Origin of the sequence: Streptomyces sp. NPDC047017, assembly GCF_040644175.1 — a bacterium.
Lineage (GTDB): Bacteria > Actinomycetota > Actinomycetes > Streptomycetales > Streptomycetaceae > Streptomyces.
The window spans coordinates 72,212-98,743 of the sequence record NZ_JBEYVW010000012.1; the positions used below are offsets into that span (position 1 = coordinate 72,212).

19 protein-coding genes are annotated in these 26,532 nt (G+C 75.9%); 8 read left to right on the forward strand and 11 right to left on the reverse strand.

Annotated elements, in window-relative coordinates:
- Window positions 1–2: 2 nt before the first annotated feature.
- The 6 genes from ABZ858_RS20740 to ABZ858_RS20765 all read right to left on the reverse strand — a co-directional run bounded on the left by ABZ858_RS20740 (window position 3) and on the right by ABZ858_RS20765 (window position 6,717).
- Window positions 3–254 (reverse strand): phosphopantetheine-binding protein, encoded by a 252-nt coding sequence (locus ABZ858_RS20740; protein WP_361380315.1) that lies wholly within the window; start codon window positions 252–254, stop codon window positions 3–5.
- Window positions 255–325: 71 nt separating this feature from the next.
- Entirely contained in the window at window positions 326–1,357 is a 1,032-nt protein-coding gene (locus ABZ858_RS20745; RefSeq protein WP_361380318.1) for a methyltransferase, read from the reverse strand.
- Between the two features lie 85 nt (window positions 1,358–1,442).
- Window positions 1,443–3,395, reverse strand: a complete 1,953-nt coding sequence (locus ABZ858_RS20750; protein WP_361380321.1) for a non-ribosomal peptide synthetase — start codon at window positions 3,393–3,395, stop codon at window positions 1,443–1,445.
- Window positions 3,396–3,400: 5 nt separating this feature from the next.
- Window positions 3,401–4,216: a hypothetical protein gene (locus tag ABZ858_RS20755; RefSeq protein ID WP_361380324.1), complete on the reverse strand. Its 816-nt coding sequence runs from the start codon at window positions 4,214–4,216 to the stop codon at window positions 3,401–3,403.
- Between the two features lie 124 nt (window positions 4,217–4,340).
- Complete coding sequence (locus ABZ858_RS20760; protein ID WP_361380327.1) at window positions 4,341–5,132, reverse strand: alpha/beta fold hydrolase; 792 nt, start codon at window positions 5,130–5,132, stop codon at window positions 4,341–4,343.
- 28 nt (window positions 5,133–5,160) lie between these two features.
- Window positions 5,161–6,717, reverse strand: a complete 1,557-nt coding sequence (locus ABZ858_RS20765) for an amidase (protein WP_361380330.1) — start codon at window positions 6,715–6,717, stop codon at window positions 5,161–5,163.
- 276 nt (window positions 6,718–6,993) lie between these two features.
- Between ABZ858_RS20765 and ABZ858_RS20770 the strand changes: the two genes are divergently transcribed.
- Window positions 6,994–8,004, forward strand: a complete 1,011-nt coding sequence (locus ABZ858_RS20770; RefSeq protein ID WP_361380333.1) for an AIR synthase-related protein — start codon at window positions 6,994–6,996, stop codon at window positions 8,002–8,004.
- A gap of 81 nt (window positions 8,005–8,085) precedes the next feature.
- Here ABZ858_RS20770 and ABZ858_RS20775 read toward each other — a convergent pair whose 3' ends face one another.
- Window positions 8,086–9,543, reverse strand: coding sequence for an MFS transporter (locus tag ABZ858_RS20775; RefSeq protein WP_361380336.1), 1,458 nt, complete (start codon window positions 9,541–9,543; stop codon window positions 8,086–8,088).
- A gap of 156 nt (window positions 9,544–9,699) precedes the next feature.
- Here ABZ858_RS20775 and ABZ858_RS20780 point away from each other — a divergent pair, with 156 nt between their 5' ends.
- From ABZ858_RS20780 to ABZ858_RS20790, 3 genes are all read left to right on the forward strand, one after another.
- A complete protein-coding gene (locus ABZ858_RS20780) occupies window positions 9,700–11,145 on the forward strand; it encodes a helix-turn-helix transcriptional regulator (protein WP_361380339.1) in 1,446 nt (481 codons plus the stop codon).
- Window positions 11,146–11,513: 368 nt separating this feature from the next.
- Window positions 11,514–12,503, forward strand: coding sequence for an AfsA-related hotdog domain-containing protein (locus ABZ858_RS20785; RefSeq protein ID WP_361380342.1), 990 nt, complete (start codon window positions 11,514–11,516; stop codon window positions 12,501–12,503).
- 13 nt (window positions 12,504–12,516) lie between these two features.
- Entirely contained in the window at window positions 12,517–15,036 is a 2,520-nt protein-coding gene (locus tag ABZ858_RS20790; RefSeq protein ID WP_361380345.1) for a BTAD domain-containing putative transcriptional regulator, read from the forward strand.
- Window positions 15,037–15,426: 390 nt separating this feature from the next.
- Here ABZ858_RS20790 and ABZ858_RS20795 read toward each other — a convergent pair whose 3' ends face one another.
- A complete protein-coding gene (locus tag ABZ858_RS20795; RefSeq protein WP_361380348.1) occupies window positions 15,427–16,137 on the reverse strand; it encodes a DUF2993 domain-containing protein in 711 nt (236 codons plus the stop codon).
- 146 nt (window positions 16,138–16,283) lie between these two features.
- Here ABZ858_RS20795 and ABZ858_RS20800 point away from each other — a divergent pair, with 146 nt between their 5' ends.
- Together ABZ858_RS20800 and ABZ858_RS20805 are read left to right on the forward strand one after the other, a co-directional pair.
- Complete coding sequence (locus ABZ858_RS20800) at window positions 16,284–18,731, forward strand: LuxR C-terminal-related transcriptional regulator (RefSeq protein WP_361380351.1); 2,448 nt, start codon at window positions 16,284–16,286, stop codon at window positions 18,729–18,731.
- The gene (locus tag ABZ858_RS20805; RefSeq protein ID WP_361380354.1) at window positions 18,728–20,527 is read left to right on the forward strand and encodes an AMP-binding protein; all 1,800 of its coding nucleotides are present in this window, start codon (window positions 18,728–18,730) and stop codon (window positions 20,525–20,527) included. The genes ABZ858_RS20800 and ABZ858_RS20805 overlap by 4 nt, the downstream gene beginning before the upstream one ends.
- Before the next feature lie 242 nt (window positions 20,528–20,769).
- On the opposite strand, the gene ABZ858_RS20810 is transcribed toward ABZ858_RS20805, so the two are convergent.
- Window positions 20,770–21,711, reverse strand: coding sequence for a polyprenyl synthetase family protein (locus ABZ858_RS20810; protein ID WP_361380357.1), 942 nt, complete (start codon window positions 21,709–21,711; stop codon window positions 20,770–20,772).
- A 314-nt stretch (window positions 21,712–22,025) separates the two neighbouring features.
- Here ABZ858_RS20810 and ABZ858_RS20815 point away from each other — a divergent pair, with 314 nt between their 5' ends.
- Window positions 22,026–22,310 carry a hypothetical protein gene (locus ABZ858_RS20815; protein WP_361380360.1) on the forward strand — a complete coding sequence of 95 codons (285 nt, stop codon included), beginning with the start codon at window positions 22,026–22,028 and terminating at the stop codon, window positions 22,308–22,310.
- A 2-nt stretch (window positions 22,311–22,312) separates the two neighbouring features.
- Window positions 22,313–23,215: a hypothetical protein gene (locus ABZ858_RS20820; protein ID WP_361380363.1), complete on the forward strand. Its 903-nt coding sequence runs from the start codon at window positions 22,313–22,315 to the stop codon at window positions 23,213–23,215.
- Here the strand turns inward: ABZ858_RS20820 and ABZ858_RS20825 are convergent.
- Complete coding sequence (locus ABZ858_RS20825; RefSeq protein ID WP_361380366.1) at window positions 23,180–23,401, reverse strand: MbtH family protein; 222 nt, start codon at window positions 23,399–23,401, stop codon at window positions 23,180–23,182. The genes ABZ858_RS20820 and ABZ858_RS20825 overlap by 36 nt on opposite strands.
- 65 nt (window positions 23,402–23,466) lie before the next feature.
- Complete coding sequence (locus tag ABZ858_RS20830; protein WP_361380369.1) at window positions 23,467–26,421, reverse strand: AAA family ATPase; 2,955 nt, start codon at window positions 26,419–26,421, stop codon at window positions 23,467–23,469.
- Window positions 26,422–26,532: the final 111 nt, after the last annotated feature.

Below are 26,532 nucleotides of genomic sequence, written 5' to 3' on the forward strand. Positions count from 1 at the left end.
CGTCAGCTCACGGCGGCGGACCGCAGGGCGGACAGCGTGCGCCAGAGCGCGCCCGGGGTGCTGAACGTCTCCATGGACAGCGCGTCGTCGGTGAACTTGACGTCGTAGGCGTTCTCGATCTCGATCAGGAGGTCGACGATGCCGAGCGAGTCGAGGCCGGAGTCACGCAGATCGAGATCCTGGGTGAAGGGGGCGTCCTCGGGGAGGAAGCCGAGGTGCGGGCGGACGATGCCCTCGAACTGGTCGTCCCACATGGCGGGTTGGTCCTCTCTGGGGGATGGCGGGCCGGGCAGTGGACAGGGGGCCCGGGGGGCCGGGCGGGCGGTCAGTCGCGCGGGGCGAGCACGCATTCGACGACGCTGTGCTCGGTGGAGAGATTGCGGATCGACCGCACCTGGAGTCCGGCGCCCTCGGCCTGCTCGCGCATGTCCTCCTCGGAGCGGATGCGGGTGCCCTCCTCGCAGACGACCATCTGGAACAGGGAGCGGATCGCGGAGGCGTTGTCGTGGCCGAGCAGCGGCTCGATGACGAACAGGACGGGCTCGGCGGCCAGGCCCTCGGACTCCTCGACGGTGCGGGTCATGGCCCGCTGGACCGTCTCCAGGATGCGGGTGCTGCTGGCGGGGCTCCAGTTGTGCAGGACGTTCTTGAGGAAGTAGGCGTCGGCGCCGCTGGGGATCTCCTGGAAGAAGTCGGCCTCGGCGAAGGACAGGCGGCGGATGAGGTCCTGGTCGCCGGACTCCTCCAGGAGCTGGGTGCCGCGCTTGGCGACGTCGGCGCGCTCGGCGACGGTGCCGTGGATGTCGGGGTGGGCGGCGAGGATGCCCTTGAGGAGGTGGCCGGAGCCGCCGCCGACGTCGACGACGGTGGAGATGCGGGAGAAGTCGAAGTCGCGGGCGAGTTCGGCGGCGGCCGGGCGGGTGATGTCGGCCATGGCCTTGTCGTAGACCTCGCCGGCGTCGCTGTCCTTGTCCATGTAGGCGTAGATGGACTCGCCGTACTCGGAGCGGGATGCGGGCTTGCCGCTCTTGACGGTGGTGAGCAGGTCGCGCCAGACGTCGTAGTACATCTCGCCGCCCAGGACGCACCAGTAGCGCATGGACTGCGGGTGGTCCTCGCGCATCCGCTCGGACGTCGGGGTCTGCTCGAAGGTGCCGTCCTCGCGCTCGTGGAAGACGCCGACGATGCCCAGGACGCGCAGCAGGTAGAGCACGCCGTCCGGGTCCGCGTCGGTCAGTTCGGCGAGCTGGGCGGGGGTCTTGGGTCCGTCGGCGAGGTGGTCGGCCAGGCCCAGCCGGGCGGCCACGCTGAGGGACCGGGAGATCCAGCCCATGCCGGCGAGCTGCAGCAGCTCCATCGTGTCTCCATATCCTCTTGCTGGTTGCTGGTGGTACGTCGGTCGAAGCCGGCCGGGGCCGGGTGGTGCTCGGTGGGTACGGTGCTCAACGGGCGGTCAGTGCCTCCGCCAGGCGCTGGACCGTACGGTGGTCGGTGATGTCCTGGAGGCTGACGCGCAGGCCCTGCTTGCGGGCCTTGTTGGCGACCTGGGCGGCGCCCAGGCTGGTGCCTCCGAGGGCGAAGAAGTCGTCGTCCAGGCCGGCCTGGGAGGCGCCGGAGAACTGGGCGAACAGCTCGCACAGCAGGATCTGTTCGGGGGTGGCGGGGGCCCGGTAGCCGGTGACGGCGGCGAAGTCGGGGGCCGGGAGGCGGTCCGTCTCCAGTTTGCCGTTGGCGTTCAGGGGCAGGGTGTCGAGGGTGAGGAAGGCGCTGGGCACCATGTAGTCGGGCAGGGTGTCGGCCAGGTGCTTCCTCAGCTCGTCACTGCGGATGCCGTGAATACCCTGAATAGTCCGAATAGCCTGAATGCCGTGATGGCCGTCGGCGCCGTCCCGGGTGCCGGGGACGACGTAGGCGACGAGGTGGGTGTCGCCGGTGGTGGTCCGGTGGATGGTGACGGCGGCGCGGGAGACGGCGGGGTGGCGCAGCAGGGCCGACTCGATCTCGCCGAGTTCGACGCGGTAGCCGCGGATCTTGACCTGGCCGTCGAGGCGGCCGAGGAAGTACAGGGTGCCGTCCTGGTCGCGGCGTACGCGGTCGCCGGTGCGGTACATGCGGCTGCCGGGCGGGCCGTAGGGGTCGGCGACGAAGCGTTCCGCGGTGAGGGCGGGGCGGCGCAGGTAGCCGCGGGCGAGCTGGCCGCCCGCGATGTACAGCTCACCGTCGTCGGTGGGACGCAACTCCTCGTCCAGGACCCGCAGTTCGGTGGCCCAGGTGGGGCGGCCGATGGCGACGGCGCCGGCCGGGAGGGTGTCGCCGGGGCGGACCGCGTGCACACAGCAGCCCACGGTGGCCTCGGTGGGGCCGTACTCGTTGAGGACGGTGACCCGGGGGTGGCGGGCGCGGAAGGCGTCGACGGTCTCGGAGAGCAGGAGTTCGCCGCCGACGACGAGGTCCTCGGTGGGGGCGGCCTCGGGCGGCAGGGTGGCGAGCAGCGCCATGTGGGACGGGGTGACCTTGAGCAGGGCCGGGCTCGCGCCGGACTCCTCCAGCGTGCCGACGCGGATGGTGCCGCCGCTGGTGAGGGGGGCGTACAGGGTGGTGACGGTCATGTCGAAGGCGACCGAGGAGTGCAGCAGGGTGGTGCGGGCGGCGCTGGGGTAGGTGGCGCGCGCGTAGTCGAGGTAGGCGGCGAGGGGGCGGTGGGTGACGACGACGCCCTTGGGCCGGCCGGTGGAGCCGGAGGTGTAGATGATGTAGGCGGGGTGGTCGGGTCGCAGCGGCCGTACGCGGTCGGTGTCGCCGGGGTCGGTGGTGGGGGCGGCGGCGAGCCGGGCGCGGGTGGCGGGGTCGTCGAGGAGGACGGTGGCCGCGGCGCCGGCCGGTGCGGTGCTCTGCGCGTGAGTGTGGGTGATGAGGGCGGCGGGGCGGGCGTCCTCGGTCATCAGGGCCAGGCGCCGCGCCGGGTTCAGGAGGTCCAGCGGCAGGTAGGCGGCGCCGGTCTTGAGTACGGCGAGGAAGGCGGTGACGAGGTCCGCGCCGCGCCGCATGCCGACCGCGACGATGTCCTCCGGACCGAGGCCGAGGGAGATCAGGTGGTGTGCCAACTGTGCTGATCGCTCGGCGAGTTCGCGGTAGGTGAGGCGGGTGTCGCCGTCGGCGACGGCGATCGCGCCGGGGGTGCGGCGGGCCTGCCGGGCGAGCAGGGCGGGGAGCAGGGCGGGCGGCTGGGCGGCGAGCTGGGCGGTCGGCTCGGTGGTGGCCGTGGACCGAGACTCGGTGACCGAGGTGGCCGAGGTGGCCGGGGTGGCCGGGGTGGCGCCGTCCGTCCGGGGGCCCTCGGTCGTGGCGGCCGCCCGGGTGTCCGTGCCGGTGGTGGGTGGGGTCGTGGTCGTCATCGTGGTCACCCGGCCCGGCCGGGCGCGGTGGTGGCCGGGGTGTCGGCCAGCAGGTCCCGCAGGGCGTGTGCGGTGGCCGGGGAGCGCAGCAGGTCGTCGTGGGCGACGGGCAGGCGCCGTTCGCGGCCGACCGGCCGGCCGGGGGCGGTGGTGGTGAGGGCGTCGGCGGTGGCCCAGGCGGGCAGCGGGCTCAGCGTGGTGGCCGCGGTGAGGTAGGAGACCAGGGAGACGAACGCGCCGGAGAGTTCGTCGCGGATGTCCTCGTCCAGGTCGAGCCGGTCGGCGGCGGCGGCCACCGCGGCGGTGAAGGTGTCGGCGAGTTCGCGTCCCACGACGGGCAGCTGGTCGTCGCCGTACTGGGCCTTCAGGGCCTCGCCGCGGGCGTGGAAGGCGTCGAGTTCGGCGGGGGTGAGCAGCGCCCCGAGGGAGTCGCCGGCCGTGTGGAAGTCCTCGTAGAGGCCGCTGGCGGCGGGGAGTTCGGGGTCGAGCAGGATGATCCGGGGGGCCGGCTGCCAGTCGGCGACGCGTTCGGCGAGGGCGGCGGCGAAGACGGCGCCGGCGCAGTAGCCGAGCACCGCCTCGACGGGGGTGCCGTCGGCGCGGACCTCGCCGAGCCACCAGTCGAGGTAGGCGTGCCCGGTGGGCGGCACCTGATCGTCGGGGCCGGGGGGCCGGCTCGCCCACAGGGTGAGCGGCGGATCGAGGAGCGGGGCGAGGTCGGCGAATTGGGCTGGCGCGCGGCTTCCCGCGGCGAAGTCGACCGCCAGCAGGAGTGTGTCACTCTCCCCGCTGCTCAGCGTCTTCCACGCTATTCGACTCACGGCGATTCCCTGTTCCTGTCCTCGGGCCACAAAAGGAGAATTCGTGGCAGCAGCGGTGAAGTTCACGCTAGATGCGGATGGCCGCGTTGCGGACCCCTACCTCGCGGCGGGGCCACCCCTAACCTCACCGGGCGGCCGGAGCGGTGATGTGCGCGCTGATGGCGTCGAGTACGGCACGCTGCTGGTCGACGAGGTAGAAATGGCCGCCGGGGAACACCTGGACCTCGCAGCCGGCGGTGGTGTGCCCGGCCCAGGCGCGGGCCTCGTCGAGGGTGGTGTTGGGGTCGCTGTCGCCGGTCAGGACGGTGACGGGGCTGTCGATGCGGGCGTCGGCGGCGGCGCGGTAGGTCTCGACGGCCTTGTAGTCGTTGCGGATGGCGGGCAGTGCCATCCGCATGATCTCCTCGTTGCCCAGGACCCGGGCGTCGGTGCCGCTGAGCCTGCGCAGTTCGCGGATGACGCCCTCGTCGTCGCGGGTGTGGACGCGGTCGTCGCGGGTGCGGGAGGGGGCGCGGCGGGCGGAGGCGAACAGCCGGGCCGGGGCGGGCAGCCCGGCGGCGGCGAAGCGGCGGGTGATCTCGAAGGCGACGGTGGCGCCCATGCTGTGGCCGAACAGGTACAGCGGCCGGTCGGTGTAGTGGCGCAGTTCCTCGAAGGCGCGGTCGGCGAGTTCGGGGACGTTGTCGATGAGGGGTTCGCGGCGGCGTTCCTGGCGGCCGGGGTACTGCACGACGAGGACGTCGACGGCGGGGGTCAGGGCGCCGGCGACGGGGAAATAGAAACTCGCCGAACCGCCCGCGTGCGGAAAGCAGACCAGGCGCGGCGCACCGGCGACGGCGGGGTGGTAGCGGCGGACCCAGGCACTTTCCTCGGGCACGGCGGAGACGGTCTGCGGCAGGCTTTGCTGGACGGTCATGAAGGCCCCTTCAGCGGGTTCAGCGGGTTTATCGGGTCTCGTCGTCGAAAAGATCCGGCTCGGGAATGTCCGGCAGGAAACCGAAGAGCATTTCGGTGAGCTGCCACTGCCCGGCGAACTCGACGAGTTCGGACGCCGGTACGGGCACCTGGGCGCGGCGCAGCGCCTCGCCGAGCAGCCGCTGCGCCTCCGCCTCGCTGGGCGCGCCCTGCGGCAGGGCGACGGGGGCCGGCCGGGTGGCGGGCAGCGGGGCGGGGGCCCGCAGGTGCCAGTCGGTGTGCCGCTGGTAGGCGTCGGCCACGGTGAGCAGGGCGCGGTCGGTGCCGGGGGTGCCGGCCAGTTGCAGGGACAGCGGCAGTCCGGCCGTGTCGAAGCCCATCGGCAGGGCGACGGCGGGGAAGCCGACGGCGCTCCACAGGCTGGGCAGCCAGGACACGGCGGCCAGTGCGGCGGCGTCGTCGTAGCGGGGTGCGGCGCCGGGCCAGGTGGGGGTGGCGACGGCGTCGAGTCCGGCCAGCCGGCCGCGCAGTTCGGCGGCGCCCCAGGCGCGTACGCGCTGCGCGTGGACGTAGACGGAGGCGGGGATCAGGCCGCCGAGCACCAGGGTGCGCCGGAAGGGGCGGCCGTACTGGTCCCAGCCGGCCCGCAGTCCGGCGCCGTGCCGTTCGAAGCCCTCGGACAGTAGCGTGATCAGCTGGGCGGCGAACAGCGGGTACAGCTCGGGCAGTTCGACGCTGATCACCTTGGCGCCCTGGTCGCGCAGCCGTTCCAGGGCGGTGTCGAAGGCGTCGCGGCACTCCGGGGTGAGCTGTCCGGCCTCTTCCAGGGCGCGGTCGGGCACGCCGACGCGGACGCCGTCCAGGCCGGTGCGCCAGCGGGGTTCGGGGGTGTCCCAGGCGGCGGCGACGCCGAGCGTGCGGGTGGCGTCGCGGACGGTGCGGGCCAGGGTGCCGACGGTGTCGAGGCTGGGCGCCAGGGCGCGGCAGCCGGCGGTCGGGATCAGGCCGTGGGTGGGCTTGACGCCGGTGACGCCGCACAGCGCGGCGGGGATGCGGATGCTGCCGCCGGTGTCGGTGCCCAGGCCCACGTCGAACAGGCCGTGCACGAGTCCGGCGGCGCTGCCGCTGCTGGAGCCGCCGGGGTAGCGGTCGGGGTCCCAGGGGTTGCGGGGCACGGGGAAGGGCAGGGCCGGGTCGGGGCGGCCCAGCGCGTGTTCGCCGGCGGTGGTCATGCCCACCGGCACGGCGCCGGCGGCCCGCAGCCGGTGCACGGCGACGGCGTCGCGGCCGCGGTGCCAGTCGGGGTCGTGCACCCTGCTGTGCGCGGTGGGCACCGCCTCGCGGGTGGCGAAGAGGTCCTTGATCCCGAGGGTGACACCGCGCAGCGGCCCGTCGCCCCCGGCCGCCGCCTGCCGGCCGGAGGTCCCTGCGGCCTGCTCACCGGAGGTCCCCGCCGCCTGTCCGCCGGTGGCCCCGGCGGGCTCCGCACCGGGTGTGCCGAAGCGGCGTACGAACACGCCGAGCCGCTCGTCGAGGCGGTCGGCGGCGGCCTGCTGCCGCGCCGGTCGCGTACTGAGGTCCACCATGGCCGCTCCCAGTCGGTTGGCTGTCCCGGGCGCTGCGGGCGCTGCGGGCGCTGCGGGTGTCCCGGGCGCTGCGCGCTCCGGGTCTTCGACCCTAGGAAGGCCGCGGGGGCGGGCAGTCCCCCTTGACGGACCCCTGTCCACCCCTCAATTCCCACCCCTGCCTGCGCGTTGTCCCTCGGATTCCGGGCTACGGTTGCGGTGGCGCCGGCGGGGACCGGCGCGCACAGTGGTGGTGGAAGCCGCCATGTTTTCCCGGGTCCGGGAGGGGGGATTTCCTTGCTGCGGGACGACGTTCCGCTGCCCGTGGGGCAGGTGGCGCTGCGTGACGGCCACGGCGGCGGCACGTCGCCGGCCGGGGTGTTCACCGCGGCGCTCGGCGACCTCTACGACCCCGGACCGCTCACCGAGCGGGCCCCGTTGGCCGTGCGTACCGTCTCCTGCGTCGTCGAGCCGCCGTTCTTCGGCAACGGCGACATCGGGCGGCTCGCGGTGTGCGCGGCCGTCAACGCGCTCGCGGTCGCCGGTGCGGCGCCGCGCCGGCTGACGCTGGCCGCGGTCATCGAGGCGGGGCTGCCCGCCGCGCTGCTGCACCGGGCCGCCGCTTCGGTGCGGGACGCGGTGCGGGAGGCCGGGGTGCGGGTCTCGGCGGTGGACGCGCGGGTGGTGCGGGCCGGTGAGGTCGACCGGATCACGCTCGCCGTCACCGGCTTCGGCGCGTTCACCCGCGGGCCGCTGGACGCCGCCGCGATCCGCCCCGGCGACCGGGTGCTGCTGTCCGCCCCGCTGGGCAGCCACGCCGTCCATGTGCTGTCGCTGCGCGCCGGGCTCGGTTTCGAGTACCACGTGCCCAGTGACGTGGCCCCGCTCGGCGCCCTGGTCGAGACGGTCCGCGCGGCCCTGCCCGCGGACGCGGTACGGGCGGCCGACATGGTCGGCGAGGGCGGCCTCGCGGCCGTGCTGCGCCGCTTCGCGCGGGCCTCCGGTTCGGCGGTCCGCGTCGACGAGGCCGCGCTGCCGGTGCCGTACGGGGCCCGCGAGGCGTTCGACGTCCTGGGCCTTGACCCGTTGTACGCGGCCGGGGCGGGCTGTGTCTGCCTGGTCGTCGACCCGGCGCTGGAGGCCGCCGCCCTGGCCGCGCTGCGCGGACACCGCGGCGGCCGGCTGGCCACATCGGTCGGCCAGGTGCGCGGCGCCCCGGCCGGTGCGGTGGAAGTACGGTCCCTGGCGGGCGCGTTGACACCGCTGCCGGACGAGTCGGAAGGGGACGCACCGGCTCGGCTGCTGTGAACGGCCGGCGCTCCGGCCTGTCCGTGGGGGGGCCGTGGGGGGGCTCTGCGGGTGTGTGGTGCGGTGCTCCGCGTGGCCCTGCTACGAGCCTGTCCGGGCTCCCCGCCCCAGTACCGCCGTCGCCGCCACCGCCGCCAGTGCGGGCAGCACGCCGATGCCGACGAGGATGCCCGCGTGGGCCGTGGTCGACTGGGCGGCGGCGTGTCCGGTGCCGGAGGAGGCGTAGCCGAAGAGCGCGAGGGTGAGCGCGTACAGGAACGGGCCGACGGCCAGGCCCAGGGTCTCGCAGGTGGTGAACAGCCCGGAGGACACCCCCGCCCCGCGCAGTCCCTCGCCCGCGATGCTCTCCTGCAACAGCGAGTACAGGAACAGCAGTTGGCCCGCGTGCCCGGCGCCGGCCACGGCCATCACCAGCAGCACCACCGGCAGCGGCAGCACGGGCGCGGCGCACAGCAGCAGGCAGCCGGCGGCGAACACGGCGCACGCCCACCGGTATCCGGCGCGGTGGCCCCGGCGGGCTCCCAGGCGCGTCCAGGCCCGTACGGTGAGCAGGTTCGGGACGACGAACGCGGCGACGAGCAGTCCGGTGGCGTTCTTGTCCCCGATGATGTGCTCGCTGAAGTAGGACGCGCCGGCCGTCAGCGCGCCGGTGGCGACGGACTGGACGACGATCCCGGCGAGCAGCGCGGGGAACCCCGCCACCCGGCGGGCGAAGGCGAGCTGCCCGCGCAGCCCGGACCAGGCGGACGGCACGGCCCCCTCGGCCGGGGCGGCCGGGTCGGATGAAATGGATGACATGGACGGGGCAGCCGGCACGGACGGGGCGGCCGGGACGGACGGGGCGGCCGGGGACGAAGTCCGCGCGGCGCCCAGCGGGAGCCGCGCGGCGCCCAGCGGGAGGCCCCTGATGCCGAGCAGTACGCCGAGCGTGCCGGCGAGCACGGACACCGCGCCGAACACGCCCACCAGCCGGTAGCCCGGCACCCCGCCGCCGCCCGCGTCCGCGAGCGAGGGCCCGACCGCGCCGATGAGCAGCGCGGACACGGCGATCGCGGCGACCCGGGCGGCCACGAGGGCGACCCGGGCGGCGGGGCGGTCGGTGAGTTCGGCGGGCAGCGCGGCGTAGGGGACCTGGAAGAACGCGTAGGCGGTCGCGGCGAGGAAGAAGCCCGCCGCGGCCCACCACACCCCGGCGGAGGCGGGCCCGGGCGCCGAGAACATCAGGACGAACGCGGCGGCCACGCAGACACCGCCGCCCAGCAGATGGGCGCGGCGGCGCGGCCTGCGGTCCCCGGCGTGGCCCACGAGGGGCCCCAGCAGGGCGTTCCACGCCTTGGGGAGGAGCACCACGGTTCCGGCGAGGACCGCGCCGGTGCCGAGGGTGTCGGTGAGGTAGGGCAGCAGGAGGAGCCCGGGCAGCGTGCTGAACACGCCGGTGACCAGGGCGCCGGAGGCGTACCCCGCGCGCGGTCCGCGGCCGGTTCCGGGTACCGGGGGCGCGGTCCCCGGGCGGGCGAGGGGCGTGGAGTCGACAGCCATGGTCCGAGCCTGACCCGCTCCCGGCCGGCGCAGTAGTCGGGGATTCACCGGACACCCGGGGGACTTCCTGTCGTGCAACTACCGGACAGGGCGGGGACCTTGGAACCGGGGGCGCGGGCGGGAGAGGCTCGTCCCCGAAGGGGAGGGTGAGCGCGGATGCGAGTCGACGGGGTCATGGACGGCAGCGGGCTGCGCGGCGGGGTCATGGACGGTACGGGGCTGCTCGACAGCGCCTTGGACGGTACGGGGCTGCTGCCGGGGGCCGTGCTGCTGCGCGTCGCGGCGGACGGGCTGCACCGTGAGGCGGCCACCGCCGCGTCGCTGTTGCGGCTGCTGCCGCCCGGCGACGCGGCGGCGGGGCTGCTGCGCGGGCGGGCGCTGGTGCTGGCCGGCCGCCCGGAGGCCGCGCTGCGGGCGTTCGCCCGGGTGCCGCCGGACGCGGGCGACGACGCGCCGGCCCGCGCGGCGGCGCTGCGGCTGCTGGGCCGCTGGGACCTCGCCGAACGCTGCCTGGACGGCTCGGCGGAACGGGGCACGGAGTGGGCCGTGGAGGGCACCGCCCTCGCCCTGGACCGGGGCGAACCGGTCCTGGGCCGCACGGCACAGCAGTGGGCGCGGACGGCACTGGCGTACGTCACCGGTGACACGTACGGGCCCACGCACGGGCCCACATACGGGCACACCGACGCCGGTACGGACGCCTGCGCCGCCGATCTCGCGCACGCCCGCTGCCTGCTGGCCGCCGCCTACGCCGCCGCAGGGCTCTTCGGGGCGGCGCTCGACGCGGCCGACGAGGCCGCTCAGGCGCTGGACCGGCTCGGGGAGGACGCCGCGCTGCGGCGGCTGGACGCGGTGCACCGGCTGGCCGACGCCCTGTTCCGTACGGGCCGCCGGCACGCGGCGGAACGGCGGCTGGAGGAAGCGCTGGTGAGGGCGCGCGAGTCGGCCCAGGAGGAGGTGGCGGGCCGGCTGGAGCTGGGGCTCGCCCGGGCCCGGCTCGCCGCGGAGGACCTGGCCTCGGCCGGGCGGTGGGCCGAGCGGGCGGCCGCGACGGCGTACCGCACGGGCGCGGTGCCGCTGGCCGTGGACGCGGAACTGTGTCTGGCCCGGGTGCGGCTGGCCGCGGGCGACGGCACCGCCGCGCTGGCCGCCGCCGAGTCGGCGGCACGGGCCGCGCACCCGCTGGGCGGAGTGTGGCGGGACCGGGCGGCGGCCCGGCTGCGGGAGGTACGGATGGTCCAGGACCACGAACCGCCCGTCCCCGCTCGCTCTGCCTCTGCCTCTGCCTCTGCCTCTCCCTTTTCCGGTCACGTTCCCGAGTCCCCCGCCCCTCATCCGCTCCCGCCGGCGGCGGTGTTGAGCAGGCGGGAGGCACAGGTGGCCGTCCTGGTCAGCGAGGGGTGCACGAACCAGCAGATCGCCGTCCGGCTCCAGGTCAGTCCGAAGACCGTCGAGACCCATCTCAGCCGCATCTTCAAGAAGCTCGCGATCACTTCGCGGGCGCAGGTGGCGCACTGGGTGGGACGGGGCGCGGGCCCCGCCCCGGACGGCGGGGGACGACGTTCCGGGGCAGGGCAGGCGCCCGGCACGGGCACACGGTGACGGGGGGTTCAGCGGTGACCGTGCCGTGCCGGCCACTGTGCCGCCGCCCGCCTGAGCCGCGCTAAAGCGGGCCTGACACCGAGGCCGGCACCGGAGCCGACATCGACACCGGCCCAGAAGACCCCGAATCAGCGCCGGAGGACCCCGAACCGGCGCCGAAACAACTGCGGGTACCCCGTCCCGCACCTCAACAACCTGCCGTGCAACTTGCTGCCACCGTCCCCGGCTGGCATCCGCACCCTTGCGATCCGCACCCTGGTGGGCGCGGGCCGTCCGCGTGACGGCCACGGGGACAGCGCGCGCCGCACGACGGGCCCTCCCCCACGCTCTGCGAGCAGGGAGCGCTCCCATCGCGCCGAGGAGAGACCATGACTGTCGACACGACGAGCACCACCGTCCAGGAACTCAAGTACGCCACCCGCCATCTGATCCACTGCCCGACGTCCTGGGAGCACTACCTCCTGGACGCGCCCAGCAGCGGCGAGGAGAACTTCGTACTGGCCGGTTCCGTGCCCACCGGGCACCCGCTGTTCAACGACGGTCCCGGGCACTTCCACGACGCGCAGTCCGTCACCGAGGAGGTGCGCGAGGTCGGTGAGTTCGTGGGGCACCGGTACTTCGGTGTGCCGCGCGAGCGGCCGGGGCTGTTCTACCGGTTCGCGCTGGACCTGACCGACGTACGGGCCTGGCGGGCGGACGGGGCGGAGCCGCCCCGGATGACGACCCGGCTGACCGCGCGCCCCGACCATGTGATCGGCGGGGTGCCGCGCGGGCTGACCTTCGACGTCGAGGTGCGCATCGACGACGTGCCGTGCTGCACGGGCCGGGCCGGGCTGGTGTTCCTGACCCCGGTGCTGCACCGCAACCACATCGAGCACAGCCGGCGTGCGCTGCGCGCGGCGCCGGAGCTGGACGACGTGCCGGACGGCGCGGGCTGGCCGGTGGACCCGGCGGAGATCGGCCGGCGCGCGCCCGGCAACGTGGTGGTGTGCGAGCCGAGTGTGTCGGCGCAGGGGCGGCTGACGACGTGGGTGCTGACCCGGGGGGACAATCCGGCGCTGGCGCCGTCCGGGGACGGCCAGGTCTCGGGGCTGCTGCTGCTGGAGGCGCTGCGCCAGACGTCGATCCTGACGGCCGGCCGGGCCAGCGGCTTCGACGCGGACCGGGCCCTGGTGACCGGCTGGGACGTGCACTTCCGCGGGTACGCGCAGGCGGGGCTGCCGCTGCGCTGCGTGGCGGTGCCGGGGCCGCTGGAGCGGGACGCGGAGGGCCGGCCCTCGGTGCCGGTGACGCTGACGGTGACGCAGCACCGGCGCGCGGTGGCCGAGGCCCGCACCAGCGTCGTGCAGGATCTGTGACCCGGGCGCCCCGATGAGATTCCGTATCCTCGGCCCGATGGAGATCGAGGGCAGCGCGGGCCCCGACGTGTCGTACACGCCGCGGGCCGCGAAACTCCGTGTCGTCCTCGGCGCGCTGCTGGTGCGCAGCGGCGAGGTGGTGTCCGTGGAGGCGCTGACGGACGAGCTGTGGCAGGACGGCCCGCCGCGCACCGCGACGACCACGCTCCAGGTGTACATCTCGCAGCTGCGCAAGCAGCTCGACGCCGCCGGGGACGGGTTCGGCCGGCAGGCGCTGGTGACCCGGCAGCCCGGCTATGTGCTGCGGCTGGAGCCGGACCAGCTGGACCTGACCCGGTTCGAGGCGCTGCACGCGAGCGGCCGGCGGGCGCTGGAGGCGGGCGACTTCGCGCAGGCGTCGGCGTTGCAGCGCCGGGCGATCGAGCTGTGGCGCGGCCCGCTGCTGTCGGACACCCCGCACGGCCCGGCCCTGGGGGCCGCGGCGGTACGGCTGGACGAGGCCGGGGTGGCCGCGCTGGAGCAGCGGGTGCGCGCCGATCTGGAACTGGGCCGGCACCGCGACCTGATCGCCGAACTCCAGTCGGTGACGACCCGGTACCCGCTGCGCGAGGAGTTCCACGGCCATCTGATGCTGGCGCTGTTCCGGACGGGGCGGCAGGCGGAAGCGCTGCGCGCGTTCACGCTGCTGCGGCGCACGCTCGTGGAGGAGCTGGCGATCGAGCCGGGCCCGGCGTTGCAGCGGCTGCACGGGCGCATTCTGGCGGGGGACGAGAGCCTGCTCGTCGAGGAGGCCGCGCGTCCCGGTGCGGTCACGGTGAGCGCGGGCGGCGGGCGGCCCGTCGCGCTGCCCGCGGCGGACCCGGCCTTCACCGGCCGCGAGGACGAACTGACGCGGGTGACGGAGCTGTTGACGTCGTCGGCGCCGGGCACGTGTGTGGCCGTGGCGGGGATGCCGGGGGTGGGCAAGACCGCGCTGGCCGTGGAGGCGGCGCACCGGTGCGCGGACGCGTTCCCGGACGGCCGGCTCTTCCTGGACCTGGAGCCCGAGCCGGGCCGTCCGCTGACCGGCGCGCAGGCGCTGACCCGGCTGCTGCGGCGGGCGGGCGAGACCGGTCCGCTGCCCGAGGCGGTGGAGGACCTGCGGGACGCCCTGCACTCCTTCCTTGCCGGGCGGCGGGTGCTGCTGGTCCTCGACCACGCGGACTCCGAGGCGCGGTTACGCGCGCTGCTGCCGGCCGCCGAGGGCTGCCGGGCCCTGATCACCATCCGCCGCACGCCCGCCTCGCTGCCCTCGGTCCGTACGGTGTCGCTGGCGCCGCTGCGGCCGGCGGCGGCCCGGGCGCTGCTGGCGACGGCGGCGGGCCTCGGCCGGGAGGACGCGGCCCTCACGGAGGTGGCCGAGCTGTGCGGCCGGCTGCCGCTGGCCCTGCGCGCGGCGGCGGCGCAGCTCGCCGCCCGTCCGCACTGGACGCCGCGGACCCTCGCGGACCGGCTGCGCGGCGCCCGGGACCGGCTGGCCGCGCTGGGCGTCGGCGAACTCGACGTGCACGGCGTGCTGTCGGCGGCGTACGCGGCGGTGCCCGCCCGCCAGCAGCGGTCCTTCCGGCTGCTCGCCCTGCTGCCGGACGCCCCGTTCGGGACGGGTGCGGCGGCGGCCGTGCTGGGCGTGGGGGCCGAGGAGGCCGGCCACCGGGTGGAGGCCCTGGTCGACGCGCGGCTGCTGGAGGCCGACGCGGAGGGCCGTTACCGCTTCCATCGCCTGCTGCGGCTGCTGGCGGCCGAACTCCTCGCCCGGCACGAGCCGGAGGACTCGGCCCGGGACGCGGCGGGCCGCCTGGCCGAGGCGCACGCCGGCACCCTGGCGGCCGCGGCCCCCGCGCCCTCGGGCGCGGAGCTGGCCGGCCAGGTCGAGGTGCTGCGCACCGCGCACGCCCACGGCGCCTGGCCGTCGGCGCTGCGGCTGGCCGACGCGCTGTCCGGCGGCCTGGAGTCGCACGCCGCCTGGCCGCTGTGGCGCACCGCGCACACCCTCGGCCTGGACGCGGCGCGCCGGTCCAGGGACCGGGCGGGCGAGGCGCGGATGCTGCGGTCGCTGGGCGATCTGGCCTGGCAGCAGCGGCAGTTGGCGCGCTGCGAGGAGCTGTACGAGGCGGCGGCGCGGGCCGCGCTGGGCTGCGCGGACGGCCATGAGCACGGGCGGGCGCTGGTCGGCCTGGTCGATGTACGGCTGGACGCGGGCGCCTACGACGAGGCGGGCACCCTCCTGGACACGGCGCTCGGTTCCCTGCCGGACCGCTCCCCGGCCCGCTTCGACGCCCTGCGGGCCGGCGCGCTGCTCGCCCTGGACCAGGGCGACGAGGCCACCGCCACGGCCCGCTTCACCGCCTGCCGCGACCTGGCCACAGCCCTGCGCGACCGCCGCCTGGAGGCCTACGCCCGCCGCTGCCTCCGCCGCCTCACCGACACCCCGGACGACCCCGACCCGGCGGTGGAGGTCCGCCCGGGGGTGTGGCGCCTTCGGGAGGCGGCGTAACCGGACGGCCCGCCCCGGAGCCGTCGCCCTCGGAGGTCTCCGGCTCGTCACCGAGTTCCTGGAAGAACTCCGCGCTCCTGCCCCAGGTGTGCGTCCACGAACACCGCTTCGATGCCTTCCACTCCGTACGCCCCGGTCGTCGTCCGCGCGGACGACGCCGAGCAGGTGCCCGAGACCGGGCACCGGCTACTGGCCGACGCCGGTGCCACCGGCGGCGCGCTCAGCGCCCCCGCCGGGTCCAGGTCGCGCGCGGCGCCGACGGCGCGGTCCCGCACCGGCACGACCACTCGTCCGAGCCGTTCTCCGTCGTCGACGGAGCGCTCCAGGTGCTGGTGGGCCCGAGATCGTCACGGCCGGCCCCGGTGACTTCCCGGTCGTCCCGTCCGTCCCTCAGCCCCCGAAGCGTGACGTGCCGAGGGACACCTGGTGGCCGACCACGCTGATCTCGACGCCGTCGGCGGTGGAGCGGGCCGCGGTGAAGCCGACGTTCTGCGGGAGGCCGATCCGCCACGAGGAGGTGGCGCGGCCGGCGCCGGGCACCGTCAGGGACAGCTCGTCGCCCTGGGCCAGCAGGGTTCCGGTGCTGTTCAGCGGCGTACCGCCGACCGTGCCCGACACCTTGAGGCGGGCCGCCTGGCCGTCCGAGCCCGGGGCCTGGGAGACCCGGATCGGGCCGCTGCCCCCGATCCGGGTCACCACGTCGGACAACTGCGCGTACGACAGGGTGAGGGTGCCCGTGACGAGGTTCGCCTCCGCGCTCCGCGCCGTCAGGGAGGACACCGTGACGCCGCGCAGGTCGAGGTGGAGGCGGTCGACGGTGAGATAGCCGCCCTGCCGGTTGCCGGTGCTGTCGACGTAGAACTTCTGCGCGGTCAGTTCGACATGGTCGAAGTCACCGCCGGCCGCCTGTGTCAGGAACGGGAAGCCCTTCACCGACACGTCCAGGGAGCCGTCGGTGGTGTTGCCGTAGTCGTACTTCTCCCGCGCGAGCCGCGCGGCCTCCTTGTCCGCGTAGTGCACGGCGATCCGGTCGGCGGCCGTGAACAGCACGGCAAGCACCACCACGGTGATCGCCAGGACCTTCACCCATCGACGTCCCACGTCTCTTCCCCCCGTTGTCCTGATGTCCGGGCGATGATAGTTCGATCACGAACACCCGCCTCCGGGCGCCCTCCCCGAGGAGGCGTTTAGCCGCGCTTTGGCCGGACCCGGCACCCTGCTCCCCTGCAAACCTCCAGGGGGAAGCCATGACCGTCGCTCAGCAGGTTCCGGGTGCGCAGGGGATACGGCCGGTGCCGGCGGGCAGCGGGCGCGCGCTGGTCGGCAGGGAGACCGAACTCCTCGTCCTGCGCGGCAGGCTGGCGGACCCGGACGCGCGGCTGGTGACGCTCATCGGCCCGGGAGGCGTCGGCAAGAGCGCGCTGGCGCTGGCGTTCGAGGCGGAACCGGAGCAGTTCCGCGGGGTGCGGGCGGCCCATCTGGGGCCTGCGGCGTCCGCCGACGAGGCAGCGGCGACGGTGCTGCGACTGGCGGCCGAACTGCGCCGCGTGCCCGGCGCCGCGGACGCGCTGCTGGTCCTGGACGGCTGCGACCACCACGGGGAGCCGCTCACCACGATGCTCGCCGAACTGCTCGCCCCGGCGGGCCGGCTGCGGGTGCTGGCCACCTCGCGGGAGCCGCTGCGGGTGGCCGGTGAGCGGCTGTTCCCGGTGGGCCGGCTGCCGGTTCCGGCGACCGGCGCCCACGTTCCGGCCGATCCGGCCGACCTGGCCGACCTGGCCGACCTGGCCGGCAACGCCTCGGCCGCGTTGTTCACCCACGCGGCGCGCGACGCGGTGCCCGGCTTCGCGCTGACCGAGGAGAACGCGGGCGCGGTGGCCGCCCTGTGCACCCTGCTCGAAGGTCTGCCGCTGGCGCTGGAACTGGCGGCGGGACGGCTGCGGCTGTTCACGCCGCAGGTGCTGCTGGCCCGGCTGCGGCACCGCGGGGGCGCCCTGACCGCGCTGTCCGGCGGGCCGGCCGGCGCTCCGGCCCGGCACCGTTCGCTGGCGGCGCTCGCGGAGTCCTCCGTGGCACGGCTGAGCCGCGGCCAGCTCGCACTGCTCGGGCAACTCGCCGTGTTCGAACCGGGGTTCGGGCTGCCGATGCTGGAACGGGTGACGCCGCTGCCGCGCGCCGACACCGACGCCGTGTTCGACTCGCTGCTCGACCGGAGCCTCGTGGTGGCGCTCGACCAGGAGCAGGAGGAGCCGAGGTTCGCGGTGCCCGAGCCGGTCCGCTCGCACATGGGCGAGGAACTGGCCGCCGACGGCCTGCTCGACGCGGCCCTGGACCGGCACGCCGCCGCGTACCGGCGGCTGGTGACCGGCGTGGAGCCGCGCCTGACCGGGCCCCGGCAGGGCCACTGGCTGCGCGTGCTGGCCGCCGAGCACGGCAACATCGTGGCCGCGCTGCGCCGCCTGCGGCAGTGCGGTGCGGCCGAGGAGGTCGCCTCGCTGGTCCTCGCGCTGCGCCTGCCCTGGCTCGTGCGGGGGCACCTCAGAGAGGGCCTGGAGTGGGTCCAGTGGTGCGACGCGTCCGACCCCGACGCGGAGCCGGAGGCCGGGACGGCGGCGGGGGGCGCGTGGACGGCGGGCGCGGCAGGCGTGGGGGCGGCGAGTCCGGTGAGGGAAGCGGGGGGAGCCGTCGGCGTGGGCGCCGTCCGGTCCGCGCTGTCCGAGCCGCTGCGCGCCCGTCTCGTCGATCTCTCCGCGACGTTCACGCTGGCGCTCGGCGACGCCGACCTCGCCGTACGCCGCCACCGGCGCGCCCTCGCCCTGTGCAAACGGCTCGGTGACCGGCGGCAGACGGCGCTGGTCACGGCGCGGATGGGGTCGGCACTGCTCCAGTTCGGTGACCCGGCGGGTGCCGTCGCGGCCCTCGGCCCCGCGCTCACCTCCCTGGAGTCGCTGGGCGCGGCGGCCCCCGCGGCGGACGCGGCCGTCGCGCTGGCGGCGGCGCTGCGCGCCCGGGGCGACGCCCGCAAGGCGCGCGACCTGCTGGACAAGGGCCTGGACGCGCACCGCCGGGTCGCCGACGCCCGCGGCCTGGCGGCGGCGCTGCGCGAGACGGCGGCCGCCGCCGGGGAACACGACGACACCCGGGCCGCGGCCGCCGCGCTGCGCGAGTGCCTGGAGCTGTACCACACGCTCGGTGAACGCACCGAACTGCCGGGCGTACTGGAGGAACTGGCCCTGCTGTGGCTGCGCACCGACCCCTCGGCCGGGCCCCGGGCGACCCGCGCGCTGGCGGCCTGCGCGGCCCTGCGCCGGGCCCTGGGCAGCACGCCCCCCGCCGCCCGCCGGGCCGCCGTCGACGAGGCCCTGGAGACCCTGCGGTCCCGCCTGCACGCCACCGCCTACGCGGCCGCCTGGGCCGAGGGCACGCGCATGCCGCCCGCCGTCGCCGTGGCGGAGGCCCTGGCCGCGCCCGCCCCGGACGCCCGCCCGGCGGCCCCCACCCCCGAGGCCCAGCCGCTCACCCCGCGCCAGGTGCAGGTGGCGATGCTGGTCGCGGAGGGGCTGACCAACCGGCAGATCGCCGCGCGCCTGGACATCTCCGAGTGGACGGTCGTCAACCACGTCCGGCAGATCATGCGCCGGCTCGGCTGCGCCTCCCGCCTCCAGGTCGCCTGGTCGGTGGGCCGGTGGTCATGACGAACGCGACGGGCATCGCGGACAAGACGAACGCGAGGGGCATCGCGGACCACACGCATACCCCGGCCCCCCGGGCGCTGGGCCCGCTGCCCGACGGCTCCGGCGTCCCTGCCCCGGTCGCGGACCGCTGGCGCGCGGCCGGGCTGTGGCGGGCCGGGGGTTTCGTGCACGACGTGCTGCGCACGGCCGCCGCGGCTCCCGACCGCCCGGCGTTCACCGGCCACCGCGCCCACCTGCCCGCCGGCCGCAGGTCGGTGACCGTGTCGTACGCCCGGCTCGCGCTGTACATGGACCGCTTCGCGGCGGCGCTGCGCTCACTGGGCATCGGCGCGGGCGATCCGGTGGCGCTGCAACTGCCCAACTGGTGGGAGGCGGCGGCGCTGGCGCTGGCCTGCTGGCGGATCGGCGCGGTCGTGGTGCCGGTGCTGCCCGGGGTGCGCGCGCCCGACCTGGAGCGGGTCCTGACCGCCGCGCAGGCCCGGGTGTGCGTGGTCCCGGACCGCTGGGAGGAGTACGGGAACGCCGAGGTGCTGGCCCAGCTCGCGCACCGGCTGCCCTGGCTGCGCCGCCGGGTGGTGATCGGTGACGCGGCGGCGACGGGCGCGGTGGACTTCGGTACGTACTTCCTGCGCACCGCCCACGAACGCGGGCCGCACGGACGGGAGTCGTCCCTCTCCCCGGCCGGCCCGGACCGCCCGGCGCTGCTGCTGAACGTCATGGGGATGGGCGAGGACCACGGCGCGGTGCTGCACACGGGCAACACGCTGTACGCCGGGCTGGCGGCGCAGCGGGCAGAGGCGGCGACGGAGGACACGGAAGAGGCGGCGGTACCGCCCCCGGCGAACCCGGTGTTCGCCTCGCCCCTCCCCCTCACCTCGCTCGCCGGGCTGCTCTACACGGTGTGCTGGCCGCTGGCGTCCGGCGGCACCGGGGTGCTCCAGGACGGGTGGGACCCGCGGGTGTTCCTCGGTCTCGTCGAGTCCGCCCGGGTGGACCGGGTGTACGCCACCCCCGCGCTGTGGGCGGAGCTGCTGGCCGCCCAGCGCCAGGAACGCCGTGACCTGTCCGGGCTGCGGTACGCCCTGACCGGCGGCCGGGTGGAGACTCCCGAGGCCCTGCTCGACGAGCTGAGCGGGGAGTTCGACGTCCGGGTGCGCAGCGCCTGGGGTTCCCCGGAGGCGGGGCTCGGAGCCCTGTCGTACGGGTCCGGGAAGCGGTCGTACGGGTCCGGGAAGCGGCTGCTGCCGGGCGTGGAGGCCACCGTGTCCGGCGGGCGGCTGCGGGTGCGCGGTCCCTCGGTGGCGCTGGCGGCCTGGCGGCACGGCGAGGGCGTCGAGGGCGCCTGGGGGACGGCGGAGGGCTGGCTGGACACGGGGGACGCGGCCGTTCCGGGGCGGCCGGGCGAGGTGACGGTGGTGGGCCGGGCCGGCGAACGCACCGGCGGGCTGTTCGTCGTACCGGTCGACGAGCTGGAGGTGGGGCTGCGCGCGCATCCGCGGGTACGGGAGGCGGCCGTGGTGGAGTACACGGACGCGACGTACGGGGAGATGCCCTGCGCGGTCGTCGTCCCCGCGCTCCAGGAGGAGCCGCCGGGCCTGGTGGAACTCCGGGACCACCTCGCCCGGCGCGGCCTGACGGAGGCGTTCCTGCCCACCCGCCTGGAACTGGTCGGCTCCCTGCCCCGCGACGCCCGCGGCGAACTCCGCAAGGAGGTTCTGCGCACCTGGCTCACCCGCCTGCGCCCGGGCACCCCGCGCCGCGCGCCGACCGCCCCGGAGGACCCGCCGCACGAGTGAGGCCACGCCCGTCGGGATATGGGCACTCCGCCACCGGCGGCGCGGCACCCCGTACGGCGCCCGCCCCGGCCGACGACCAGGGCGACCGCCCGCCCCCGCACCGCCCAGAGCCTCGTACCGTACGTACCCGCAAGGGTCACACCCCCGCGCACGCGGAAGCCGTCACCGCGCCCGCCATCGGACCCCCGCGCCCCGCGCACCCCCACCGCCTCACACCGACGCCCCCGCGCCGCCCCGCCGCCTCACACCGACGCCACCCGCTCCCCGAACGAGGCCAGTTCGCCGCGCCACTGGCCGGTCAGGGGGGCGCCGTCGGCCGCGCGGCCCGCGCGGTGGACGAGGTCACGGATCATGCGCTCGGCGATGTCGCGCTCCTCACCGTCGAGCAGCATCTCGCGCAGCAGGTCCGCCTCCCAGGCGTACTCGGGCCCGCCGTCGAGGAAGCCGCGCAGCCGCCAGGCGGCGTGCAGGGCGCCGGCGTACGCCTCGTAGGCGGGGGCGAGGTCGTCGCGGCCGGCCAGCGCCGCGCCGATCAGCAGCGGACCGCGCAGCGCGTACCAGCCCGCCCGGCAGCCGCTGTCGCAGCCGGACACGCACCGGCCCGGCCACGGGTTGTCGAGGTAGGCGACGGTCATCGCCTCGCGCGCGTACATGCCGACGCAGCGGTCGGCGCGCAGTTCGTCCCAGTGGGCCCGGGCGGTGCCGGTCAGCGCGCCCGCGAGCCGGTCGGCGCAGGCCAGCGCGAGGTCACCGGCGAGCGTGGCCGAGTAGGCGCCGTGGCGCCGGGCGTCGCCGCCCCAGCCGCCGCGCTCGTGCTCGGCGGCGCGGACCACGTGCGGGGTGGGCATGCCGCGGCGGACGGCCACGTTGTCGTGCACGTCGGTGCGCAGCAGGGTCGCGGTGTCCAGGAGTTCGAGGGCGGCGGCCGTGTCGACCGCGCGGGGGTCGTCCGGGCTGCCGCCCGCCGCGAGGTAGCCGGTGAACAGCACGACGGGACGCACCCGTTCGCCGCCCGCCGCGACCAGCTCGGCCAGCGACTCGACGAGGACGGCGGCCCGCGCGTGCCCCGAGTGGCGGCGGTACTCGTCGTTGAGGAGTGACCGCAGCCTGGCTTCGACGCGGTCGAGCAGCTCCTCGCGCTGCCGTGTCGGGGACGGCGCCGTGTGGTCCCAATCCGTGATCATGATGGGCCTCCTGCCGGGCTACGGACTGCGACCGACCCTGCCGGATACGTCACCCGACCACAACGCGGGAAGCGGACGTTCCGAGTCTTTCCCCGGCCCCCGCCGGGCACGCGGCTGTTTCCTGCCATGTCCGGGGCCTGCCCGCCGGCACCCTTGCCATGCCCTTGCCATGCGCTTGCATGCCGCCGACGCCGCAGGCCCTGCGCTTGCGTCGGCCATCCGCCGCTTTAGCGCCATGGCCGTCAATGGACTCGCTGCTCGACACGCAGACCGGGCACCGCCCCGGCGACCCGCTCGTCCACAGGAGACCCACCGTGAACAACTCCCCGGCGAACAACTCCCTGTCGAACAACAGCACCAACGCGAACACCAGCAACAACAACAACAACAACGAGAACGCGAACAACGACAACGCCAACCCGTCGATGTCCGACGACATCAACGCCCCGCGCCTGCAGAGCGTGACCGCCACGGACATCAACGCGCTCGCGGAGGACCTGTCGATCGTTGCCAACGACAACAACAGCAACAACAACGCGAACAACAACAACGGCAACAACATCAGCAGCGACAACGCGAACAACAGCATCAACAACTGACGATGGCTTCCCCGCGGGGCGGGGCGCACCGGCCCGCCCCGCAGCACGACCTCCCCGGCGACCCTCTGGCCGTCGCCGCCTACCGGGACGAACGCCGGCGCCTCCAGCGCGAGGCCGTCCTCGGTACCGGGGACCTGATCGAGAAGCTGCTCACCGAGCGCCGCGCCCGGCTCGCCGCACTGCGGCGACTGCCCTGGGTCCGGCGCTTGTTCGACGTGACCCACCGGCAGGTGCGCCAGGTCCTGGCGGCGCCCCGGTACGCGGCCGTGCTCCCGCTGCGCCGCTCCATGCTGGTGCACCTGGCCGAGCTGCCGCTGCCGCTGCCGGCCGACGACCTGATCCTGAGCCACCCCACGCACGCCCCGGCCGCGCAGATCCTGCCCGAACTGCCGCAGCTACGGCCCTGGCGCGCGCAGGTGCTGCGCATCCTCGCCGCATCCTCGCTGGCCGAGCGCGGCACACCGTTCCGCACGGTCGGCCCGCCGCACGCCGCCGTCATCCTCGGCGCCGACGGACCCACCCTCGGCGCACTGGCCGGGGTCGCCCACGAGCTGGGCCACTGCCTGTACGAACGGGCCCGGCCGGGCACCGGCATCCGCGCCCGGCTGGCCTCCGAGCGGCTGGCGCACCGCCTGGAGGAGCAGCTGACGGCCGCCTACCTGCGTGCGCGCGGCACCCCCGAGGAGGGCCACCGCTGGTGGCTGTACCAGCGGCAGGTGGACGCCTTCAACCTGCACTACTTCGAGCTGGAACGCGCTCTGATGTACGAAGAGGCGGACGCGGTCGAGGAGTTGACGACCGAGTCCGCCTCCGCGCTGCGCGAGTCCCTGTTCATCGTCCCCGGCTGCCAGGCGGTGTACGCGCGGGCCTCACTCGCGCGGCTGCCCGTCGGCGGCCCGCAGTGAGACGGGCCGGGCGTCGCTCCAGTGCCGGTCGATGTGGTCGAGCACGGCCTGCCGGGGCGAGCGCGCCAGGGCGACCTGCCAGCCCGCGGGCACCTCGGCGGCGGCCGGCCACACCGAGTACTGGCCCTCGTCGTTGACCAGCGCCAGGTACTCGGCGTCGGGGTTCTCGAACGGCGTACCGCTCACGGTCGTACCTCTTTCTTCCTCATGATGGCCGGGGACTCCGGCGACTCCGGCACGCTCGGGCGCGCTCAGGCCAGGTCGAGGGCCTCGCTGAACGGGAGGTCGGCGGGCAGGTCCTGGCGGCGGGTGATGTTCAGCTTGCGGTAGACGCGGGTGAGGTGCTGCTCGACCGTGCTCACGGTGATGTACAGCTTCAGCGCGATCTCCCGGTTGGTGTGGCCGTGCACGGCGAGCAGGGCGACCCGCTTCTCCGACTCGCTGAGTTTCGCGTCGAGTTCGGCGTGCCGGGCGGCGTCGGGCGGCTCGGCGACGCCCGCCGTCCGGCCGGGCAGGATCCGCTCTCGCAGGGTCTGCGCGCCGCACTCCTTGGCCAGCTGCCAGGCGCGCCGGTTGACCATGTTGGCCCGGCCCGGGTCGCCGCACTGCTTGAACGCGTCGCCCAGGTCCGCCATGGCGCGGGCGAGTTCGAGCCGGTCCCCGGAGCGGCGCAGGTCGTCGACGGCGCGGGTGAGCAGCGCGGGCCGCTCGGCGGGCTCGCCCAGCGCGGCCTTGGTGCGCAGCGTCAGGCCGTTGACCCAGGGGTGCGCGATGTCGCGCGAGGCGAACTGGTCGGCGACCAGCCGCCCGGCCTGCCGTACCTCACCGAGTTGGAGCAGGGCCTCGGCGGCCAGGGTGCGCCAGGGCAGGACGACCGGCCGGTCGATGCCCCAGCGGCGCATGGCCCGGCCGATGTCGAGGAAGTCGGCGAGCGCGGCCTGGTAGCGGTTGGTGGCGAAGTAGTAGGAGCCGCGCGCCCGCAGGTGGGTGAGCAGGTACCGGCTCTGGGCGAGGTGGTCCGGCTGCGGCCGGCACACCTCGCGGCCCGCGTCGTCGTGCCGGCCCATCGGGGTGCGGGCGGCGGCGAGCAGCGCGCCCGCGCCGCTGTGGAAGAGGCTGTCGTCGTGTTCGGGGACCAGGGCGCGGGCCTGGAGGGCGAGCGACTCGGCGCCGGGCAGGTCGCCCTGGCGCAGCAGTGCCTCGGCCCGGACCAGGGCGAACACGGCCTGCCAGCCGGGTGCGCCGCGGCGGGCCGCCTCGTCCATGTAGGTACGGGTCCAGGGCAGTGCGCGGCGCGGCCCGTCGAGGTACAGCAGGGCGCGCATCGCCTGGAGCACGGGGGCGAGGGTGGTCTCGGCGGGGCTGGTGCGGCGCAGCAGCGCCTCGGCCATCTCGGTGCCGCGGGCCGAGCGCTCCCACTCGGGCACGCCCCAGAAGGCCGCGGCCCAGCCGGGACCGCCCGGCACGGGGGTGCCGGGGGCGTGGGCGCTCTGGGCATGGCCGCCGGGTGCGTGGCCCAGCTGCCCGTGGCCCAGCTGTCCGTTGCCGCTCGGCGCGAAGCCGCTCTGCCCGTGACCGCTCTGCGCGAGGCCGCCCGACACATAGCCATGGCCGCCACTCGGCGCGAGGGCGGGGCGGTGCGGCGCGGCAGCGGCCGGGGCGCCGCGGTGGGGTGCGGGGTGGTCCTTCGGACGGGGCGCGGCGGTGGGCGGCGCGGTCCGCGCGGACCAGTACGGGAAGGCGGACAGGCCGTCAAGCAGCGGTACGCCTCTGAGGTCGTCCCACGGACTGCCCTCGGCGGCGGCGGTGTCGACGCCGAGTTCCCGCAGCACCTCGCCGGCCTCGTCGATCCGGCCCTGGGTGACCAGGAGGCGGGCGAGCCGGGCGGCGACGGGGGCGGGCAGCCGTCCGGCCCGCGCGGCGGCCAGCGGCTCCGCCAACTGCCGTTCCGCGGCGGCCGGGTCGACGGCGAGCTGGGCGGCGGCCAGCGCGGTGCGCAGTTCGGCGCCGGCCGCGTCGTCGCCGGCCCCCTCCAGGGCCGCCGTCAGGCAGCGCAGCGCCCGCCGGTGCTCCCCGTCGGCCAGCAGCCGGTCGGCCGCGGCGCGCAGCACGGGGACGGCCCAGGCGGGCGCCGGACCGCCGGCCGCGAGGAGCTGGGCGGCGACGTCGGCGGCGGGATGCCCCTGGGCGTGGGCGAGTTCGGCGGCCTTGCGGTGCCGCTCGGCGCGTACCGCGGGGTCGAGCTGGTCGAGCAGGGCGGCGCGGGCGGCGGAGTGCCGGAAGGCGGTGCCGTCCAGGAGCCCGGCGCGGTGCAGGGTGTCCAGGCCGGCCCGTACCTGGGCCTCCGGCAGGCCGAGCAGGCCCGCGGTGGTGGCGGGGGTGGCGAGGGCGCCGAGGACGGCGAGCGCGCCCGCGATGTCCTCGGTGTGGTCGCCGCTGCGCCGCAGGCAGGCCAGGAACGCCTGCACATAGGCGCGTCCGGGGCCGTCGTCCTCGGTGAGGGCGCGCAGCAGCAGCGGGTTGCCGCCGGTGAGCGCGTGCGCCTCGGCCGGGTCACGGGAGGTGTCGCCGGTGCGGGCCAGGGCCGCGGCGACGCCCTCGCGGGTGAGGGGTTCCAGGCGTATCCGGGCGAAGCCGGGTCTGCGCAGCAGGTCGGTGCCGAGTTCGGGGTCGTCGGTGCGTTCGTGCAGGGACTCGGTGAACACCAGCAGGGCGCTGGCCTGGCGCAGCCGGCCCGCCGAGTGCAGCAGGTAGCGGCGGGAGGGTTCGTCGGCGTGGTGCAGGTCGTCGACGCAGATGGCCACCGGCGCGCGGGCGGCGAGCCGCTGCACGGCGGTGACGAACGCCTGGCGGGCCGCGACGCCGCCGGCCCCGCGCGCCGGGTCCCCGTCCGGCGCTGCGGGCGGTACGGAAGGCGGTACGGCGGGCGGTACGGCGTCGAAGGCGCCCTCCGGGGCACAGGCCGCCAACTGGGCGATCACCCCGAAGGGAATGTTCCGTTCAGCCCGGGTGCCTTCCGCGCGCAGCACCAGCGCCCCCGCACCGGCCGCCATTTCGGCGGCGGATTCGATCAGTTCCGTCTTTCCGCAGCCCACCGCGCCTTCGCCGAGCACGACTCTGGCCGATCCGTCGAACGCTTCGCGCACCGCGTTTTTCAGCAAGCGGATTTGGTTTTCCCGGTTCCTGCGCATCGCCGCCGTCACCATCCCCCCGTTGTCAAGGAAGCCGAAATCCACCGGGACTTTCAGGAGTACCGACGGGGACTTCTTGGTTACTTCCTCCAGGCGCCCCCATGCTTTCCCCAAGACAGCGCAAAG

Excerpts from the sequence above, each read along its gene's own strand:
- ABZ858_RS20765 (WP_361380330.1), bottom strand. The coding sequence starts at position 6,717 with ATGGTGGACCTCAGTACGCGACCGGCGCGGCAGCAGGCCGCCGCCGAC.
- ABZ858_RS20820 (WP_361380363.1), top strand. The coding sequence starts at position 22,313 with ATGGCTTCCCCGCGGGGCGGGGCGCACCGGCCCGCCCCGCAGCACGAC.
- ABZ858_RS20760 (WP_361380327.1), bottom strand. The coding sequence starts at position 5,132 with ATGACCGTCCAGCAAAGCCTGCCGCAGACCGTCTCCGCCGTGCCCGAG.
- ABZ858_RS20745 (WP_361380318.1), bottom strand. The coding sequence starts at position 1,357 with ATGGAGCTGCTGCAGCTCGCCGGCATGGGCTGGATCTCCCGGTCCCTC.
- ABZ858_RS20790 (WP_361380345.1), top strand. The coding sequence starts at position 12,517 with ATGAGATTCCGTATCCTCGGCCCGATGGAGATCGAGGGCAGCGCGGGC.
- ABZ858_RS20830 (WP_361380369.1), bottom strand. The coding sequence starts at position 26,421 with ATGGTGACGGCGGCGATGCGCAGGAACCGGGAAAACCAAATCCGCTTG.
- ABZ858_RS20775 (WP_361380336.1), bottom strand. The coding sequence starts at position 9,543 with ATGGCTGTCGACTCCACGCCCCTCGCCCGCCCGGGGACCGCGCCCCCG.
- ABZ858_RS20740 (WP_361380315.1), bottom strand. The coding sequence starts at position 254 with ATGTGGGACGACCAGTTCGAGGGCATCGTCCGCCCGCACCTCGGCTTC.
- ABZ858_RS20785 (WP_361380342.1), top strand. The coding sequence starts at position 11,514 with ATGACTGTCGACACGACGAGCACCACCGTCCAGGAACTCAAGTACGCC.
- ABZ858_RS20800 (WP_361380351.1), top strand. The coding sequence starts at position 16,284 with ATGACCGTCGCTCAGCAGGTTCCGGGTGCGCAGGGGATACGGCCGGTG.
- ABZ858_RS20805 (WP_361380354.1), top strand. The coding sequence starts at position 18,728 with ATGACGAACGCGACGGGCATCGCGGACAAGACGAACGCGAGGGGCATC.
- ABZ858_RS20810 (WP_361380357.1), bottom strand. The coding sequence starts at position 21,711 with ATGATCACGGATTGGGACCACACGGCGCCGTCCCCGACACGGCAGCGC.
- ABZ858_RS20780 (WP_361380339.1), top strand. The coding sequence starts at position 9,700 with ATGCGAGTCGACGGGGTCATGGACGGCAGCGGGCTGCGCGGCGGGGTC.
- ABZ858_RS20750 (WP_361380321.1), bottom strand. The coding sequence starts at position 3,395 with ATGACGACCACGACCCCACCCACCACCGGCACGGACACCCGGGCGGCC.